The sequence below is a fragment of the Chryseobacterium endalhagicum genome, assembly GCF_016745235.1.
Classification (GTDB): domain Bacteria; phylum Bacteroidota; class Bacteroidia; order Flavobacteriales; family Weeksellaceae; genus Chryseobacterium; species Chryseobacterium endalhagicum.
Genome location: NZ_JAELVM010000003.1, coordinates 589,531 through 608,092 on the forward strand (window position 1 = coordinate 589,531; position 18,562 = coordinate 608,092).

Sequence of the window (18,562 nt, forward strand, 5' to 3'; positions counted from 1 at the left end):
AGTTGAAAGTCTGATGTCTGATGTCTAAAAAAATATCTTATCCCGAACTCAGGTTATTTTACGTTTTAATGGTGCATGTAGCTGCCTGGGCCATTGGTGCCTTCAATGGATTCAGGCAATATTCCGTATTTGGTGCGTAAATCTACTGTTCCTAACGTTTTTCCTGTCTCGATTTCAATGATACTAATGGTGCCGGAATTTAAGTTCGGGATATTCAACAGGTTATTTTGTACTGCTACAACTTCTTTTCCTTTTTTGGTTTTAAAGAAAACCATATGATGTGCTCCTTTATCTGCGGTAAGGGTTTTTAAAAGCTTTAGTTGAGGAAGATTACTTATATCAAAGACCAAAACTTTTCCAGGATCTGCAAAACTTACATAGAGCCTGCTGTTATCATCAATGTACATTTCGAGTGTCCAGCCTAATCCCTGCGTGCTTCCATCAAATATTTTACTAAAAGCATCATATTTTTTGGTTGCAGCATTGTATGGCGCGATCCAGATATCACCGCCCAGCATTGTGGTTGCAAGGGCATATTGTGGAAATTTCCCACGCAGTAACAGAACCTCGACAGGACTTGACATATCCGTTTGCGAGTCTGCTACCAGATAGGTCTCTTTTAATTCATAGGTATTCATATCTAATAACGTGCAGGTGTTTCCCTTTCCGGTCGTAAGATCCGGGTGAATGGTTGAGGTGACCATCATTATTCCTTTTTCCTCATTAACGGAAATACCATGCGGATACATAATAAACTGATTGGGATTGGCCTGAACCGGTGCTTTAATAGTTTTGATAAGCTGGTTATTGCTGGCATTAAAAACACCTATACTCCCATCCTTTGGTCCTCCTGCCCCTCCCATAAAAGTCATAAAATATCTTCCGTCATTCGTAAAAAACAAATTTTCACCTACCGTATTCTCACCTGTATCAATAGGTGTTGCATTCACTAATTTTGGCTGTCCGTTTTTGTCTTTTTCCGTTTTTATCTGGTAAAGATAGCTTCCTCCTAAAGCAGTGGTGTATAGTTTGTCTGCACCCTGATTATAATAAAGATGATGAGGCAGGACACCAACACCCAATTCAAGTTTACTGCTGATATGTCCAAAATTTGGAGCTTCAGGATCGAGCTCAATGACAGCTACTCCATCCGGTAATCCTTTCAGGCTTCTGTAATCAATGTAAAATGTAGAATCGTGCGGAAGATCCGGATTATGGTTATCATTTTGGCAATTTGAAAATGCTAATAAAATAACAAGGGAAAGTGGATTAAACTTTAATTTCATGGTTTTTAGTTTGTTAGTGGTTACTATTATAAATATACCACATATCCACTAACAAACTAAAAATATTACACTAATGTGTGAATTTTATTTAAAAATAACGTCTTATATATCTTTTCCATTGATTTTATTCAGACTGATTATCTGGAGACAGAAACTCTAATTTGCGTGACCAAAACAGGAATAAAAAAAGTAAGCAGGAGATATCCCCTGCTTACCATCTTATTTATTTATGATAACATCTTAATCGATTGTTTTAATAGAATCAGAAAGGAGGTTGTTCAGCGAGCTAAGTTCCTCATCTGTAAGATCGCGCCATTTTCCCACCGGAAGATCCAGTTTGATGTTCATGATACGGATACGTTTCAGTTTTTTCACTTCATAGCCCAGAAATTCGCACATTCTTCGGATCTGCCTGTTCAGTCCCTGGGTAAGGATAATACGGAACGTCATGTCATCAATCCTTTCCACTTCACATTTTTTTGTAATGGTATCAAGGATGGGAACGCCATTCCTCATTTTTTCAAGGAATTTAGGGGAAAGAGGTCTGTCAACCCGCACGATGTATTCTTTCTCGTGGTTATTTCTTGCCCTGAGGATCTTGTTGACGATATCACCATCGCTGGTCAGAAGAATCAGGCCTTCACTGGGTTTATCCAGTCTGCCTATCGGGAAAATTCTTTTCGGATGGTTAATATAATCTACGATATTATTTTTCTCACGCTTGGTATCAGTAGTACAAACGATACCTATAGGCTTATTAAAGGCGATATAAACAGGCTTATCCTGAGGTTCACGGATAGGCTTTCCATCTACTTCTACAAGGTCTTCATCAGAAACTTTCGTTCCCATCTCAGGAACCTTTCCGTTAATCGTTATTCTGCCTTCCTCCAAAAGCTTATCTGCGGCTCTTCTTGAACAGTAGCCTACTTCTGATAAATATTTATTGATGCGCGTTTTTTCCATTAATCTTCTCCGTAACCTGTATAATTTTTATTGCTGATATCTGTAAAAGTACAACTTCTGATTATAAATTTTCAAATCTGTATTCGTTTTCCAAAAACTCAACTGTAGCGTTTTCAATGGAATAATCTCCAATTTTTGTACGTCTGAGCTGGGTTAGATAAGCTCCTACCCCCAACTCCTGGCCAATATCATGAGCCAGACTTCTGATATAGGTTCCTTTTGAGCAGCCTACCGTAAAACTGACCAAAGGAAGCTCTATTTTAATATCTTTAATATAGAAAATCGTGGTTTTTCTGGATTTCATTTCCACCTCTTCTCCTGCTCTCGCCAGATTGTAAGCTCTCTGCCCGTCAATTTTTATTGCTGAATATACGGGAGGCTTCTGCTCGATTTCTCCAACGAATTTTTCCAGTGCTTCCGTAATCAGCTCTTCAGTAACGTGGGCAATATCCTGCTGAAGGATCTCAGGTTTTTCAGTATCGTAAGATTCTGTCTGTACCCCGATCTTGATCTCGGTCCAGTATTCTTTGGGGGCATCCTGAATTTCAGGAATTTTCTTTGTAAATTTTCCACAGCAGACAATAAGAAGGCCCGTAGCTCTGGGATCCAAAGTTCCGGCATGGCCAATCTTGAATTTCTTGGGAAGATTAAACTCTCTTTTGAGCTTGTATTTCATTTTATTCACTGCCTGGAAGGAAGTCCAGTCCAGAGGTTTGTCCAATAAAAATACATATCCTGATTGCAGTTCTTCAGCTGTCATTATTCTAAAATTTCTGTAATGCTTACCATCCCGGGAAGCTTATTGGTTTTCTGCTTACAGTCCGGACCGTTCTCTACGTTGATAAAACATTTTTTATCTCCTGAGAAATAATATATATTCTGGAATGGATATACGGAACTATTGGGAACAATGTTCACGGTATAATTCTGCGGTAAATTGAATTTATAGCTGGTCTTGCTGATCGTTGTGATTTTCTGCTGATAGCACTTTCCTTCTTTGTTGTATTCTATAAAAGCTTTATGTTCCAGCTTTTCATCCGGTACAAGCTCTTTACAGATCAGCAAATCTCCAATGGGAGCTTTTTCTTTAAGCTCTACCGTTACTTCTATTCTTTCCGCCGTATTATTTTTCACAAATAAGGTATGGGCAGGTGCACAGGAAACAATTGAACCGGAAAAAGCCAGTATCTTTAAAACAGTATTTTTCATGGTCTTACTTAAAGAAATAGAAATAGATCAAAAGGGCAATTCCTACAAAAATACGGTACCAGCCCCAAGGTTTAAAACCATATTTATTCAGTACTCCAATAAACGCTTTAATAGCAATTAATGCCACGATAAACGCTACGATATTTCCTATCACAAAAATCATAATATGATCCTGAGACGCCATAATCATTTCGTATCCTTTTTGCGGATGTCCGGTTTCTTTACCCCATGTTTTCAGGAAAACCGAATAAACCGTTACCGCCAGCATGGTAGGAACTGCCAGGAAAAACGAAAATTCAGCAGCTGCTTTTCTCGTCAACCCCTGCGACATTCCCCCAATGATGGATGCTGCACTCCGGCTGGTTCCCGGCATCATGGCCAGACACTGCCAAAATCCTATGGTGATGGCACTTCTTACCGTAATTCCTTTTTCATCATCAATTTTAGGATTCTTGAACCATTTGTCTGCGAAAAGCAGAACCACACCTCCCAGTACCAATACGGAAGAAATAGCAATCTGGTTTCCAAGGACGGCTTCAATTTTATCATCAAATAAATATCCTAAAACCAATGCAGGAACCACCGCAAAAGCTAATTTATAATAGAACTGAAGGTTTTTCAGATCAAAGAATTTTTTCCAGTATGCTACCACAACGGACAAAATAGCTCCAAACTGGATGGATACCTGAAACATTTTCAGAAATTCATCATCCTGCAGACCCATCAGGTTCGCCGCAAATCCCATGTGTGCCGTTGAAGAAATAGGAAGATACTCGGTAAGTCCTTCAATGATAGCAATAATGATTGCTTTAAGTAAATCCATAATATTGATAAAATTAAAAGATTAAGAGACTCCGGTATTTAGAAAATGCTTCTAAACTCCTTAATCTCTTAATCTCTAAATAAAAATTGTATAATTTATTTTCTTTTTAAGATCGCATACACTTCTATGACAAAGCCTATCACGATAAACAGTGGTGCTATTCTGATCCTGCGGATGGAAAAAATACCGTCATTCCATGAATTGGGATCAAATTTACCGTCTACCGTATTCGCATCGGGTCCCATCATCAGAAGGAATCCTACTACGATAAATGCCAGACCTATCAGCATCCACTTGAAGTTCTGCTGTCCGAAATAAAAGGTGTTTTCCTGTGGTACTTCGGTTTCCTTGCCAAACTCTGAGGCGGCAAATTTATTTGTTTTTTTGCTCATTGTTAAGAGTAATATAGATCGTCAACGTTTGATTTTAAGAATCTCCAGGTAGCGAAAATGGTACTTAGGACAGATATGAAAACGCCTACACCAAGCACTAAGATAACCAGCCAGAAATACTGGGTGTTGTCCTGTACGAAAGCTGAACCGATCTGATTTGTAAAATAATACCATACACCGCCAAGTGCCAGAAGACCGATTACAGATCCGATAGCCCCTAAAATAACAGCTTCAATGATAAACGGCTTAAGGATAAATCTTCTTTTCGCCCCTACCAGCTGCATGGTTTTGATAATAAATCTTTTGGAGAATATTTTCAGCCTGATGGAATTGTTGATCAGGACCACTGCCAGGATCAGGAAAAGAACGGAGAATCCTAAGATCCACTTTAAAATCCTGCTCAGGTTGTTATACACATCCACCATCAAAGTACTGTCGTTTTTCACATCCACAATACCCGGAACGGCTTTGATTATTTTGATGGCCCCGTCTATTTTTGCCGGATCCACATATTCAGGTTTTAATGCCACTTCAATAGATGAAGGGAAGATGTTTTCTTCAAAAAGCGCGTCACTGTCTATCCCCATTGTTTTCTTGGCTTCTTTAGCCGCCATATCCCTTGAGATGTAAGTTGCTTTTTTTACAGGAGCTAACGTCTGTACCTTTTTAAAAGTTTCTTCCTCCAGTTTTGCAATTTTTACAGAATCTTTCGCGTCATAGTTTTCGTCAAAATAAGCATTCACCACCAACTGTTCTTTGATATAGTCTGAATACTTCTGGGCATTGATTAAAATAAGCCCCATTAATCCTAACAAAAATAACACTAAGGCAATACTTATTACTACTGTAATATTGCTGGACCGAAGCCTTTTCTTATTAAACTCATCTACAGATTTAGCCATTAATATTAAAATTTTTGGCTAAATTAGAAAAAAACTTCCGAAATTTGGGACGAAATAAAGAAAATCATTGTTAATAAAATCATAAAAAACTTTGAGTGTAAAAGCAAAAAAACATCTCGGACAGCACTTTCTGACAGATGAGAATATCGCGAGAAAAATCGTGGAAGGCCTTCATTTTGAAGACTATAAAAATGTCATGGAAGTAGGTCCCGGAATGGGTGTCCTTACCAAGTATCTTTTTGAAAAAGACCAGACCGTTTATCTGGCTGAGATTGATACGGAATCCATAGAATACCTGAAAAACAACTATTCCAAGATCACAGAAACTACTTTTGTGGGAGATTTCCTGAAACAGGATTTTAATTTTATCAATGGAGAGCAGATCGCTATCATTGGTAATTTCCCTTATAATATTTCTTCCCAGATCCTTTTTAAAATCGTTGATTACTATCAGCAGATCCCTGAAATGGTAGGAATGTTCCAGAAAGAAGTGGCAGAAAGAACGGCTGCCGTTCCAAGAACTAAAGATTACGGTATCCTGTCTGTCCTGATTCAGGCTTATTATGATGTGACGTATCTGTTCACGGTTCATGAAAACGTTTTCAATCCGCCTCCGAAAGTAAAATCGGGCGTTATCAGACTGACCAGAAATCCTAAAGAAGGGCTGGCCGGAAATGAGGTTCTTTTTAAACAGATTGTAAAAGCAGGATTCAACCAGAGGAGAAAAAAACTTTCCAATTCTCTGAAAATACTTAATATTCCTGAAGCCTTAAAAACCCATGAGTTTTTAGACAAGAGAGCGGAAGAGCTCAGCGTTCTGGATTTCATTGGTTTTGCTAATCTCTGGAAAGAAAATCAGTAATTAAGGCTGGAAGCTGGAGGAGGGAGGCTGGAAGTTATTGAGGTCTGAAAATATAAATCTACATTGTAGTTTCACTTATTTTGAAATTCAAGATACAATTGTTTAATAATATTCTTCATCCATTATCCTTCATCTAAACCTTGAAAAAATAAAAAAGCCTTTCAATTTTACTTGAAAGGCTTTTTTGTATGTTTTATCCTATTATTCTCTGTTCTTCAGCATAATCCATCCGGACCAGTTCATCATCACTTTTGATTTAGGATATTCAAAATTGAATTTATACCAATACGTGGCTGTTGAAAGTCTCTTACCTGCTACAGTTCCGTCCCATACCGGTTTTTCTTTGGAGAATCTGAACATTTCCACACCATATCTGTCATAAACAGATCCGGTAAAGTTTTTGAACTCTCCTAGAGCTTTAAGATCCAATACATCATTCACACCGTCATCATTAGGGGTAATGATATTATTGATCTGTAAAGTATAGAAATCAAATGTTCCCACACAATGCGTTCCTACTCTTCTAATCAATACGGTATAATTGGTATTGTCCAAAAGATTGGTAAAGATGTTGGATTCCTGCCATGTCACTCCGTTGTCTATAGAAAATTCTAAAGTGCTCGGCGTGTTGTTCATCATAGGATTCTCAGCAATGATCGTTACAGTTTTCTTTGCACTTTCATAATTGACTGCAGTAACGTAAGGAGTCGCTGCCCCGCCTACTTTAGCCGTGAAGGTTTTTTTACAGAAACCATTATCAACTTCTACAGAATAAACGCCCCAGCTGTCAACGGTAATCGTTTGCGTGGTAGCACCTGTGCTCCATAGATATTTATAATTCAGTCCGGCTCCTGCGTCCAGAACAACGCGGTCACCTATACACATTTCAACGTCTTTTAGCGGAGAAGTGATCTCAGGCGTCACCTCTACTCTAATGGTAGCCGGATTCAGAGAGCGGCATCCTTTTGCTCCTACTGCATACACTGTAAAAGTAGTGGTCTGATACAAGGTTACCGTCTGTGTATTCCCCGTACCAGGGAAGTTAGTCCATTGGTAGGTTACGCCTCCATCTGCAGTCAGTGTTACTGTTTCTCCCGGACATATTTTTATTCTGGAAGATTTCAGACCTGCTGTAGGAGTTATTTCTCTAAGCAGCTTCAATTCGATGAGCTTGCTGCAGAATCCTCCGTTTGAAACCACTGTATAAAGAATCTGGCCGTCTGTCCCGTTATAATTTAAAACATTTGTAATGTAGTTGCCATTTTGGGCAATAGCATCTGCCTGATCCACATAAAATCTGAAAACAGCACCAGGTGTAGGGCTTATTGAAGGCATTGCATTGGTCAGGTCAAAGGTGGTAATATCCGGTGTTGCACAGAGCAGCAATGTGGCATCCTGCGCCTGAGGAGTAGTCCCGCCGTGTATCTGTATGGTTGCTTTACCGGGACATGGATTTCCCGGAACACTTACTTCAATAGTATACGTTCCCGGCTGTACCGCTGTAATGGTATTGGAAGTAGCACCAGGTACCGGAGCTCCGTTCAGAAACCATTGGTATAATAAGTTCGGATCACTTACGGAAGCTGTAATCACCTGCGGCTCATTATCACACACATTAATATCTGAAGGTAATGTAGCACCACTCGGATCCAGAAGTTCTACCCCGATATTAAATGATCCTCCTTCCAGGAATACTGCAGAATCCCAACCGTGGTCTTCAAAGCTTCCCGGTGCAAAATCCGCAACCACCATTTTAAAGTGATATTCCTGTCCTGCCGTTACAGTAGCCGTTGCAGTAAGAGGAATTGTTCTTCCTTCGAAATTTGTTTCTATATTGGTTGTATTGTAGCCGCCAAAAAACTGTTCGTTTACAGCAGCACAGCCTCCAAATCCTGAAATCAGGGGATGGATATTGGTAATGCTTACAGGACCTGCACCTCCAGGAAGCACGGCCATATTCTGGTAAGGACCTCCGGATGTCGGTCTAAGCAAAATGGCAAATGCATCGGCATACTGACAAGGGAATGACCCAGAATATTCTTCAGAAGCCAGGATATAATTAAATTTAATCTGTGACGTTGTAGGAACGAAATCGAATTCCAGAAGAACACCATCCGTTAGTGTTCCGGTAGATCCTATGGCCTGTGCCAGGTCAGAATCTGTTCCACCGCCGTTATTGTCACTCAGGTTTCCCTCAAGGGCATTTCCGGCTCTTCTTGCTTTCCCGGTAGAAAGTACGATACCGTCTTTGAACGGGAAATTGGTTGTTGCTTTGTTGAAATATCCCCAGGATCTGTCGGCATCAGTTACTGCATGGTTAGGTGTTATCTTCACGTTTGTTACGGTGGGTGTCACACACGTATTGGTTCCGGAAGAGATCAGAACATCTTTTACCAGCTGCGTAATTGAATAAGATGATGCCGGATAGTTGGGCGTATTGACATCTATAAAATTACCGGCTTTCTGAACTGCCGCTGCGGAAGGCTTATCTTTGGGCGGCTTCCGGGGGCCATTGACTTGGGAATAAAAAAAGGTCGAAGTGACCAGGAAAAATAAAAAAATTAGGAGATTTCTTCGCATAATACTTTTGTTTCAACAAATTTAATTTTTTTCCAAACATATCCTCTATTTTTTATATATTTTTTAACGTATCATCTGTTTTTTTATGGTTAATACCGTTAAAAAAAAACAAACCTTCCATATGTGGAAGGTTCGTCCTTTAATTTCTATTTTTCAGCAATATCCAGCCCGATCGCTGTTCCAGCTTTTTACTGGCCGGATTTTCCCACTGTACTTTATACCAGTAAGTGCCTGTAGCCATGTTCATTCCTTTCAGAGAACCTTTCCAGACTGCATCTGTTTTGGTTGCCCTGAAAATCTCTGCACCATAGCGGTCAAAGATTGATGCTGCAAAATTATTATATCCTCTGATTCCTGAGAAGTCTATGGTATCATTTATCCCATCCATATTTGGCGTAATGGCATTCCTGATCACAAATGTGAAGAAATCTATTGAGTTGCCACATTTCGCATCTTTTACTCTTACCATAATATGATAATTCGCGTTATCCAGCACATTGGTAAATATATTGGAGTTCTGCCATGTGATTCCTCCATCTATTGAAAACTCCAGTATTCCTGATGTAGGGTTGCTTGCCGTAAGGGTCAGCACATGGTTTTCATACACTATATTCGTAAACTTCGGCAGCTCAGGATTGATCAGTTTTGCAGAAAAAACTTTGGAACACACTCCATTGCTGATGGTAACGGTATACGTTCCCGGAACATTGGTAGAGATGGTTTGGGTAGTTGCTCCGGTACTCCACAAATACGTATAGTCTGTTCCCGCACCGGCATCTAAAATTCCGGTATCTCCGGCACAAACATATACATCCTGTAATGTAGAGACAATGGCAGGAACCACCTGTATAATTACTTTCGCAGCATTTACCGAGCTGCAGCCGTTGCCTCCAAGGGCAAATACAGAATATTCAGTAGTAATTGTTGGAGTAACCACCTGGGTATTTCCGTTGCCCGGAAGTCCTACCCAGTTATAGGTAATTCCTCCGGTAGCCGTTAATGTAACGGATTCTCCCACACATATTTTTGTTTTGGATGCTGCTATACCCGCAATTGGCGGTCCTACCACTACAGTAACGGTGGCAGGCGTTGCAGAAATACATCCATTGGCTCCTACTGCAAATACTTCGTATACGGTAGTAACCGTTGGAGAAACCACCTGGGTATTTCCGTTCCCCGGAAGTCCTGTCCAGTTGTAAGTAGCTCCTCCGGAAGCCGTCAGCGTTACAGATTCTCCCACACATATTCTAGGTTGGGAAGAAACTACTGCGGCTACCGGGAGTGTTGTATTTTGAGTCACGGTAACGTTTGCTGTATAAGTACAGCTTAAATTCCCGGGTTGTGATACATTGGTAATCGTAAGTGTATATGTTCCGCCTGCATTCACAACAGGAGTCAATGTGTTGGCACCTGATACAATATTTCCTCCTCCGGCTGCTGTCCAGGTAATGGTAGATCCGGCAGGGACTACAGACGCTGAAGCATTTAATGTAGTCTGAGGTGTGGTACAGGTAATTTCCTGTGGTGCTGCTATCGTAAGGGTTGTTTCAGCGGTTCTCAGTAACTGAAGGGAAACTACATAGTGACATCCTCCGTTTTTCACTAAAACATATATGGTTTGGTTTCCTGGTGGCGCATATGCGTTTGGCGTTGCAATAAAGTTGGCATTACCGGCCTGAGCATCAGCCTGATTGACATAATAGGTAAAAGTTACCCCTCCTCCAGCGGTAGTGATCTGGGGCTGAGCCGTTGTAAGATCATACGTAAGTCCCGGAGCATAGCATTTATGCAATACAGCATCCTGTACAGTGATAGGCTGTGAAACCTCAATGGTGATGGTTGCTGGGTTTTGGGATATACAACCATTGGCACCTACCGCAGTTACTGTGTAGGTAGTAGTGGTGGTAGGTGATACCGTCTGTGTATTTCCTGTGCCTGTAAGCGGCGCTCCCCAGTTGTAAGTCGTACCTCCGGAAGCTGTTAAAGTTACCGAGCCACCGTTACATATCTGTATTTTACTCGCTGTAAGTCCTGTAACCGGCGGAGCACTGTCTCCTGTTACGGTTACATTGGCAACACCTGTACACAGTACATTCCCCGGCTGGAAAGTATTTGAGATGGTTAATGTATACGTTCCCGGAGCATTGATAACGGGATTTAATGTATTTCCTCCTGAAACAATGTTTCCTCCTGTAGTAGTCCATGCAAAAACAGATCCCGCCGGATAAACGGAAGCTGAAGCATTTAAAGTCGCTTGTGAGCTTGCGCAGGTCAATACCGGCGGCGGCGCAATGGATGCTGTAATCTGAGGTGCTTTTACCAGCTGAAGCTGAGCTATTTTGGAACAGAATCCGTTTTTAACCAAAACATAAATAGTCTGAGCACCCGGACTAGAATAAGCTGCGGGAGTAGGAATTGTATTTCCGTTTCCGGCAACTGCATCGGCCTGATTGATATAATATGAGAATGTAGCACCAGCCGTCGTACTTATGGAAGGCTGTGCCAAAGGTAAATTAAAAGTGGCGTTTCCTGCTTCATAACAGGCGGTGAGGGTTGCGTTCTGCACAACAGGGGAAGTTCCGCCTACTACCGTAATACTGGCAGTTCCCGGACAGCTGTTTCCCTGAATAAATACCTCAACCCTGTATACTCCCGGCTGTGTAGCCGTATAGCTAGCTCCGGTCTGGCCCGGAATAGGATTATTATTTAAAAACCATTGATAGGTAACATTCGGGGCCTGTACTGAAGCGGTAAATGTCTGTGGGGTATTATCACACATATTGACAGATGCCGGTAGCTGTACTCCTGCCGGATCCAGGATCTTTACACCGATGTCAAATGAACCTGCTTCAAGAAAAACAGCGGAGTCAAAATTGGGATCTGAATAATCTGCCAGAACCATTTTAAAATGATAGGTTTCACCCGGAATTACCGTTGCTTTAGCCGTCAAAGGAATGGTACGCCCGTCAAAATTAGTCTGAATCATCGGGTTATTATTGATCCCTGCAAAATATTGTTCATTGACAGGACCACATCCTGCTGTTCCTGGAATCGGCGGGTGAATATTGGTTACACTTACAGGTCCTCCCGCTCCCGGAAGTACAGCAAGATTCGTATAGGTAGGATCGGTAGCTTTTTTTAAAAGCAGGGCAAATCCATCGGATATGGAACATGCAAACTGGTGCGAGGTATCATATTCTTTGGAAGCAAATAAATACCTGAATGTTATTTCTGTAGAACTCGGAATAAAATCAAACTCGATATAGGTAGCATCGCGTAATGAACCATTATTTACATTCAATGCCGTAGCAAGATCTATATCTCCCATAGTAGGAAGAACATCACTTAATGAAGCCTGAATACTATTCCCGGCTTTTCTGGCGTATCCTGTTGTAAGGACAATTCCCTTCGCAAAAGGAAAAGCGGTAGTTCCTTTATTGAAATAGCCCCAGCTTCGGTTGACATCATTTACTGAAAGATTGGGAGAAACATTCACATTGCTTACATTGGCAGTAGAACAGGCGCCGCCCGATATCAGTACATCTTTTACCAGCTGTGTAATGCTAAAGTTGGATTCCGGATAGTTGGGTGTATTCACATCTATAAAAGCCCCTGCTTTCATAGAACCGGCGCTGATTTTTTTTGCTGGTATTTTAGATCTGTCCAGGTTTTGAGCGAAAACAGAACTTCCGAGCAATGCAAAAAATATCACCAAAAATAAACTTCCAATCCTCCTTTTTAACATTTTATAGTATTTGAAACAAAAATACTATTTTTTTTGATTGAAATTCAATTTAGAACAATTTACATTATCATTACTATAAGTTTATTTATTTTAATATATAAATTCACTTTAATTAAAAACAATAAAAAAAGGCTGGCAAAAATGCCAGCCTTTATACATATTATATAAAAACTTATTCCAGATTTTTAAGGAGTATCCATCCTGTTTTCACTGCAGTCTGTTTACTGGCCGGATCCTCATAGGTCACCTGATACCAGTAAGAAGCGGTAGGCAGACGTTTTCCCTGGAAGAAACCATCCCAGTAAGGTCTTGTTTTCCCGGCTTTGAAAACTTCTCTTCCGTAGCGGTCAAATACAAAGCCTTTGAAGTCTTTGTAGCCGCTTACTCCACTGAAGTCGATGATATCATTTACTTTGTCTCCGTTAGGTGTGATCACATTTTTCATCACAAATGTAAAGTATTCCAGGAAGCCTTCACAGCTTGTATTTTTCACTTTCACACGGATTGAGATAACGGTGTTTTTAGGAACATTGGTAAATATATTGGATGTCTGCCAGGTATAGCCGTTATCCACCGAATACTCCAATGGTCCGTTACTAGGATTGCTGGCTGTAAGAATCATGGTTCCCGTTCCGTTTTCACTATACTCTACTTTTATGATCTGAGGAACTACAGCACGGATTACCTGAGTTTTGAAATCCTGGGAACATACTCCATTGGATATGGTCACCGTATATTCACCCGGTGTGTCTACTGTAATGGCCTGGGTAGTTTCTCCCGTGTTCCATTCATAAGTATAACCCGGACCGGAACCTGCATCTAAAAGAATGGTATCTCCCACGCAGATCTGTCCGCCTTTCAATGAAGATACAATAGCCGGTACGACATCAATCGTAATGGTAGCCGGCTGAAGAGATTTACATCCCTGTGCCCCGATAGCATATACAGTGTACGTAGTGGTCTGTGTAGGGCTTACGGTTCTTACGCCTGCAGTAGAGGAAATATCACCCCACTGATAAGTTACTCCGTTGATTGCTGTTAATACCAGAGATTCTCCGGCACATATTCTCAGCCTCGGGGCACTTACCTGTGCGATAGGTGTTTCTTCTCTTCTCAGGGTTAATGTAGTCATTTTGCTGCAGAAAGCTCCGTTTGAAACCACTACATAAATGATCTGTCCATCCGTCCCGTTATAATTGGTAAGGTTGGTAATAAAGTTATTATTCTGAGCCTGTGCATCAGCCTGGTTGGCATAAAAACGGAATACCGCCCCTGCCGTTGTACTGATCTGTGGTTTTGAATCTTCCAGATTGAATGTGCTCTGGGTAGGCGTTGCACATAGCTTTAAAGTTGCACTTTGCACAGTTGGTGAGGTTCCGCCTACAATGGTAATACTTGCTTTCTGGCATTCCGTTCCGCCTACAAAAGTTTTCACTTCGTATACTCCCGGTGAAGTAGCAATGTATATGGCACTGGTTGCATTGGGAATCAAAACACCGTTTTTGTACCATTTGTAAGTCATTCCCGGAACGGCACTTACCTGTGCTTTTAAAACCTGCGGGGTATTATCACACATATTGATGCTGTCTCCAAGCGGATTTCCGTTGTTGTCTACAATAGTCATCCCAATGTCAAAAGATCCTCCCTGCAGAAATACAGCAGAGTCATAACGCTGGTCCGAAGCATCCGCAAGCACCAGTTTGAAATGATAGGTCTGTCCTGGAATTACCGTTGCAATCGCTGTAAGAGGAACTGTTCTTCCGATGAAATTAGTTTCAATATTCGTAGTGTTCAGTCCTCCGAAATACTGTTCGTTAACAACATCATCGTCACATCCTACTCCCAGCGGAATAATATTGGTCACACTTACAGGTCCCGCTCCCCCTGGCAAAACAGCCAGATTGGTATAAGTAGGGTCACCTGCTTTTTTCAGAAGAAGGGCAAAACTGTCCGCAAAATTACCGCACGGAAATCCACTGGTATACTCTTCTGATGCAAATAAATAATTAAATTTCACCTGATTACTGTTCGGAACAAAGTCAAATTCCACGGCTACTACATCCTTGAGAATAACCGGAGGATTCACTGCTGCAACCAGATCCGGATCGTCAACTCCTGAATTCGGAACCTGATCCGAGAGTTCCCCGGGTCCTTCAAATGCATTTCCGGCTCTTCTGGCTTTACCAGCTGCCAGTACAATTCCATCGGTGAAAGGGAAATTGGTCGTTCCTTTATGAAAATACCCCCATGCTCTGTCTGCATCCGTAACCGGCTGGTTAGGCGTAACGGTCACGTTACTTACATTGGGGGCCGCACATACCGAACCTCCCGATATCAGCACATTCTTCACAAGCTGCTCAATCGTATACAGAGATTGAGGATAAGTAGGTACGTTCACGTCTATAAACACTCCGGCCTTCATGGTAGCCTGACCCGCTTTCTTCGGAGGTGATTTCTTCCTGATATTCTGAGAAAATACTGTTGCAGAGGTTAACAGTAATGTCAGAACTAAAAAGTAATTGTTCAATCTATAACCTAACATTTTTATTATTGTTTGTTCAAATGTAGCAAAAATATCCATAAAATAAACTTTTTTTAGCACAAACAATATAATTCACCACCTGTATTATCAATAAATCTATTTTATAATTACATATTCCACAAAAATAGTAGGATTAAATTTTGAATTCAAAAATCATATAAAAAAAATCAGACCTGAATTTGTAAAGGTCTGATTTTGTATATACTGGTCAGGAAGTTTGAAGCTTGAAGACGGAAGCTATTGAAGTCTAAATATAACTTCCATCCTTTTAATCTTAACTTCTTATCCCAAAATCAGGTTATTTGCTAAGATTCTTATTGAATAATTTAGGTGGAGATCATTCATTATTATTTTTTCAATTGATCGATCTCATTCTGAAGCTGGCTGATAATATCTTTCAAAGCTTTTATTTCATTTTTATTGGAGTTCACATTGCTTTTGAGGATAACGTTCTTAGCGCGTTCATTATGGTCTTCATCATCCTCATCCTCGTTGATCTCCTCAATATCTTCCTGAATGTCCTCAATATCTTCGTTGATCTCTTCGATATCCTCGCTGATCTCTTCAATGTCTTCACTGATCTCCTCAATATCTTCCTGGATGTCTTCAATATCTTCGCTGATCTCTTCGATATCTTCCTGGATATCCTCAATTTTCTCGTGACTCTTATTTACGGACATCTGGATGAAAATAGCCAGATAGATCGCCTCCAGAGAAACCACCGTGGTAAGGATCAGCAGCATTTTATCAAACTCAACAAGATTGAGCATCGGCAGAAGAAACGATGTGATAAAAAATAACGTATGAACGATAAGTGACGGAATAGAACCTACCCACCACGTAATGCCGTTCGCAATTTTTTCTAAAACTTCTGTTTTTTCTTTGTCTTTTTTCATCGTTTTCTGATATTATAAGAGTTCTTTGGTTACTCCAAGTCCAAAAAGAGCAAAATCATACTTAGCCGGATCTTTGTCATCAAATTGTCTGATGGCTATATCCAGTTCTTCCACCGTTTTCCAGTCATTCTGCGTTCTGAAAACCAAACCGAGTTTTCTCGAAATATTTCCGGTATGCACATCCAATGGAATAGAGAGGTTTTTCTGATCTATGTTTTCCCATATTCCAAAATCTACGCCATGCCTGTCTTTCCGAACCATCCAACGCAAAAACATAATGATTCTTTTGGAGGAAGAATTTTTGTACGGTGAACTTATATGCTTATGGCTTCTATGTTTTTCCTGATTCAGAAAGCTGTTTCTGAACCTTTCGATCGCATGGAAAAAATTAGTTTCACCATCATTGACTATGAATAAATTTTCCAGACTTTCGTTTTCTTTATAAATCTTATTGAACTGTCTGATGAAGTAAGCAAAATCTTGACCGTTAAAAGTTCTGTGAATACTTTTATCATTAAGGATTTCCAGGTCTTTTTCAGAATGATTCACTACAAAATCATACGGAGAATTTCCCATGATATCGAGCATTTTATCGGCGGATCTGATGATAGACTTCCGGTTTCCCCAGGAAATAGTGGCGGCCAGAAAACCTGCAATTTCTATATCCTGCTTTAAAGAAAAACGGTGCGGAATCTGTATCGGGTCATCCTGAATAAAATCGGGACTGTTGTACTGATCTGCCTTTTCGTTCAAAAAGCTTTTTAATTCTTCAAAATTAAGCATACAGGTTTTAAATTTTTACGCTTTCCAAAGCTTTGGGAAGGAAGGTATTCGGGAAAACGGTTCTGGCTTCATCGGTAAATACGGTCAGGTCTCCATATCTGTTGGAAAAATGTCCCAGGATCAGCTTCCCCACTTCTGCTTTCTGCGCGATCATTGCCGCTTCAAGAGCAGTTGAATGACCTGTATAATCTGCCATTTCTTTCAGATCGTGAAGGAATGTAGATTCATGGTAAAGAACGGTGACATTTTTAATGATCGGAAGTACCGTTTCAAGGTAGCGGGTATCACTGCAGAAGGCGTAGGAAACAGGAGGTGCCGGATCCACCGTCAGTATTTCATTTTTAAGGACGTAACCATCGCTCAGAACCACATCTTTTCCGGCTTTTATATTATGATAATCGCAGGTTTCTATTTCGCTGTATTTGGCGATTTCCTTCATATTCAGGTGTCTGTCTTTCGGTTTTTCTTTAAAAAGATACCCGTTACAGTATATCCTGTGGTCCAAAGGAATGGTATAGACTTCTACCCTGCTGTCTTCGTATATTTTTTCGGAATAATCTTTGTCCAGCTCGTGATAAATAACATCAAAGCCACGGTGTGTTTCTGTAATGGTAAAAATGGTTTCCAGCATTTTTTTAATGCCTTTGGGACCGTAAACATGCAGAGGATTGTCTCTTCCAAGCAGACGGAAAGAGGCAATGAGCCCCGGCAAACCAAAACAGTGATCGCCGTGAAGATGCGAAATAAAGATATGATTGATCTTTGAAAATCTCGCTTTTGCTTTCCTCAGCTGTACCTGGGTTCCTTCTCCGCAATCGATCAGGAAATGTCTTTCTTCTATTTCCAGCAGCTGGGCTGTAGGTGAAGAATTGATGGTCGGAATAGCTGAATTAAAGCCTAATATCGTTAAATAAGTACTCAAATCAATAGTTTATTATAACAAATGTACGACAGAAAATCTAAACATCGGTTTAGAATCAGTCTTTTACTTTCAGGAAATCCAGGAACAGATCCAAAGCCTGTTTTCTGTGGCTGATGCTGTTCTTATCTTCGGGGTTCATTTCTGCAAAAGTCCTGTCATATCCTTCAGGAACGAAGATAGGATCATATCCGAATCCTTTGTGTCCTTTATTTTCGGTTAATAAATTCCCATGGGCTCTGCCTTCAAAATAACGGGCTCCATTTTCATCATAATAGCATAAAATCGTGATGAAATAGGCTTTTCTGTTCTCTTCGCCTTCCAGTTCGGTTAAAACCTTTTCAATATTTTTAGCAAAATCATGATCTCCTGCATAACGTGCGGAAAAAATCCCCGGTCGGCCGTCCAGAGCTTCTACAGCAAGCCCGCTGTCGTCTCCTAAACTTGGAACTCCGGTTTTTTCAAAGCAGTATTTGGCTTTAATCAGAGCATTGGCATTAAAGGAATCACCGTCTTCTACAATTTCTTCGTGAATGTTGTAATCGGTAAGACTTTTTACGGTAAATTCATTTCCCAGAATCTGCTGGATCTCTTCTTTTTTGTGAACGTTATGTGTAGCTACTAATAATTCCATAATCTATTATTCATTTGATACAATTG

Annotated in this window: 15 protein-coding genes; 1 reads left to right on the plus strand and 14 read right to left on the minus strand. The window is 40.5% G+C overall.

The window, feature by feature from the left end:
- Nucleotides 1-65 precede the first annotated feature (65 nt).
- The 7 genes from JET18_RS18290 to JET18_RS18320 all read right to left on the minus strand — a co-directional run bounded on the left by JET18_RS18290 (nt 66) and on the right by JET18_RS18320 (nt 5,575).
- Nucleotides 66-1,286, minus strand: coding sequence for a hypothetical protein (locus JET18_RS18290; RefSeq protein ID WP_202093460.1), 1,221 nt, complete (start codon nt 1,284-1,286; stop codon nt 66-68).
- A 240-nt stretch (nt 1,287-1,526) separates the two neighbouring features.
- The gene (gene rluF, locus JET18_RS18295) at nt 1,527-2,249 is read right to left on the minus strand and encodes a 23S rRNA pseudouridine(2604) synthase RluF (RefSeq protein WP_202093462.1); all 723 of its coding nucleotides are present in this window, start codon (nt 2,247-2,249) and stop codon (nt 1,527-1,529) included.
- Nucleotides 2,250-2,310: 61 nt separating this feature from the next.
- Entirely contained in the window at nt 2,311-3,009 is a 699-nt protein-coding gene (gene truB, locus JET18_RS18300; RefSeq protein ID WP_202093464.1) for a tRNA pseudouridine(55) synthase TruB, read from the minus strand.
- Nucleotides 3,009-3,458, minus strand: coding sequence for a hypothetical protein (locus JET18_RS18305; protein WP_202093466.1), 450 nt, complete (start codon nt 3,456-3,458; stop codon nt 3,009-3,011). The genes truB and JET18_RS18305 overlap by 1 nt, the downstream gene beginning before the upstream one ends.
- 4 nt (nt 3,459-3,462) lie before the next feature.
- Nucleotides 3,463-4,281 carry an undecaprenyl-diphosphate phosphatase gene (locus JET18_RS18310; RefSeq protein ID WP_202093468.1) on the minus strand — a complete coding sequence of 273 codons (819 nt, stop codon included), beginning with the start codon at nt 4,279-4,281 and terminating at the stop codon, nt 3,463-3,465.
- 95 nt (nt 4,282-4,376) lie between these two features.
- A complete protein-coding gene (locus JET18_RS18315) occupies nt 4,377-4,673 on the minus strand; it encodes a DUF3098 domain-containing protein (protein WP_202093470.1) in 297 nt (98 codons plus the stop codon).
- A 2-nt stretch (nt 4,674-4,675) separates the two neighbouring features.
- Entirely contained in the window at nt 4,676-5,575 is a 900-nt protein-coding gene (locus JET18_RS18320) for a cell division protein FtsX (RefSeq protein WP_202093472.1), read from the minus strand.
- A 91-nt stretch (nt 5,576-5,666) separates the two neighbouring features.
- Here JET18_RS18320 and rsmA point away from each other — a divergent pair, with 91 nt between their 5' ends.
- Nucleotides 5,667-6,437: a 16S rRNA (adenine(1518)-N(6)/adenine(1519)-N(6))-dimethyltransferase RsmA gene (rsmA, locus tag JET18_RS18325; RefSeq protein ID WP_202093474.1), complete on the plus strand. Its 771-nt coding sequence runs from the start codon at nt 5,667-5,669 to the stop codon at nt 6,435-6,437.
- A 201-nt stretch (nt 6,438-6,638) separates the two neighbouring features.
- Here the strand turns inward: rsmA and JET18_RS18330 are convergent, their stop codons facing one another.
- The 7 genes from JET18_RS18330 to rdgB all read right to left on the minus strand — a co-directional run bounded on the left by JET18_RS18330 (nt 6,639) and on the right by rdgB (nt 18,536).
- Nucleotides 6,639-9,017: a choice-of-anchor L domain-containing protein gene (locus JET18_RS18330; protein ID WP_202093475.1), complete on the minus strand. Its 2,379-nt coding sequence runs from the start codon at nt 9,015-9,017 to the stop codon at nt 6,639-6,641.
- Between the two features lie 139 nt (nt 9,018-9,156).
- On the minus strand, nt 9,157-12,762 hold the full coding sequence (locus JET18_RS18335; protein ID WP_202093476.1) for a choice-of-anchor L domain-containing protein: 3,606 nt from the start codon (nt 12,760-12,762) through the stop codon (nt 9,157-9,159).
- 172 nt (nt 12,763-12,934) lie between these two features.
- Nucleotides 12,935-15,304, minus strand: a complete 2,370-nt coding sequence (locus JET18_RS18340; RefSeq protein WP_202093477.1) for a choice-of-anchor L domain-containing protein — start codon at nt 15,302-15,304, stop codon at nt 12,935-12,937.
- A 347-nt stretch (nt 15,305-15,651) separates the two neighbouring features.
- Entirely contained in the window at nt 15,652-16,200 is a 549-nt protein-coding gene (locus tag JET18_RS18345) for a DUF1003 domain-containing protein (protein WP_202093478.1), read from the minus strand.
- 12 nt (nt 16,201-16,212) lie between these two features.
- The gene (locus JET18_RS18350; protein ID WP_202093479.1) at nt 16,213-16,983 is read right to left on the minus strand and encodes a TIGR02757 family protein; all 771 of its coding nucleotides are present in this window, start codon (nt 16,981-16,983) and stop codon (nt 16,213-16,215) included.
- A 7-nt stretch (nt 16,984-16,990) separates the two neighbouring features.
- On the minus strand, nt 16,991-17,905 hold the full coding sequence (locus tag JET18_RS18355) for a ribonuclease Z (protein WP_202093480.1): 915 nt from the start codon (nt 17,903-17,905) through the stop codon (nt 16,991-16,993).
- Between the two features lie 55 nt (nt 17,906-17,960).
- A complete protein-coding gene (rdgB, locus tag JET18_RS18360) occupies nt 17,961-18,536 on the minus strand; it encodes an RdgB/HAM1 family non-canonical purine NTP pyrophosphatase (RefSeq protein ID WP_202093481.1) in 576 nt (191 codons plus the stop codon).
- Nucleotides 18,537-18,562: the final 26 nt, after the last annotated feature.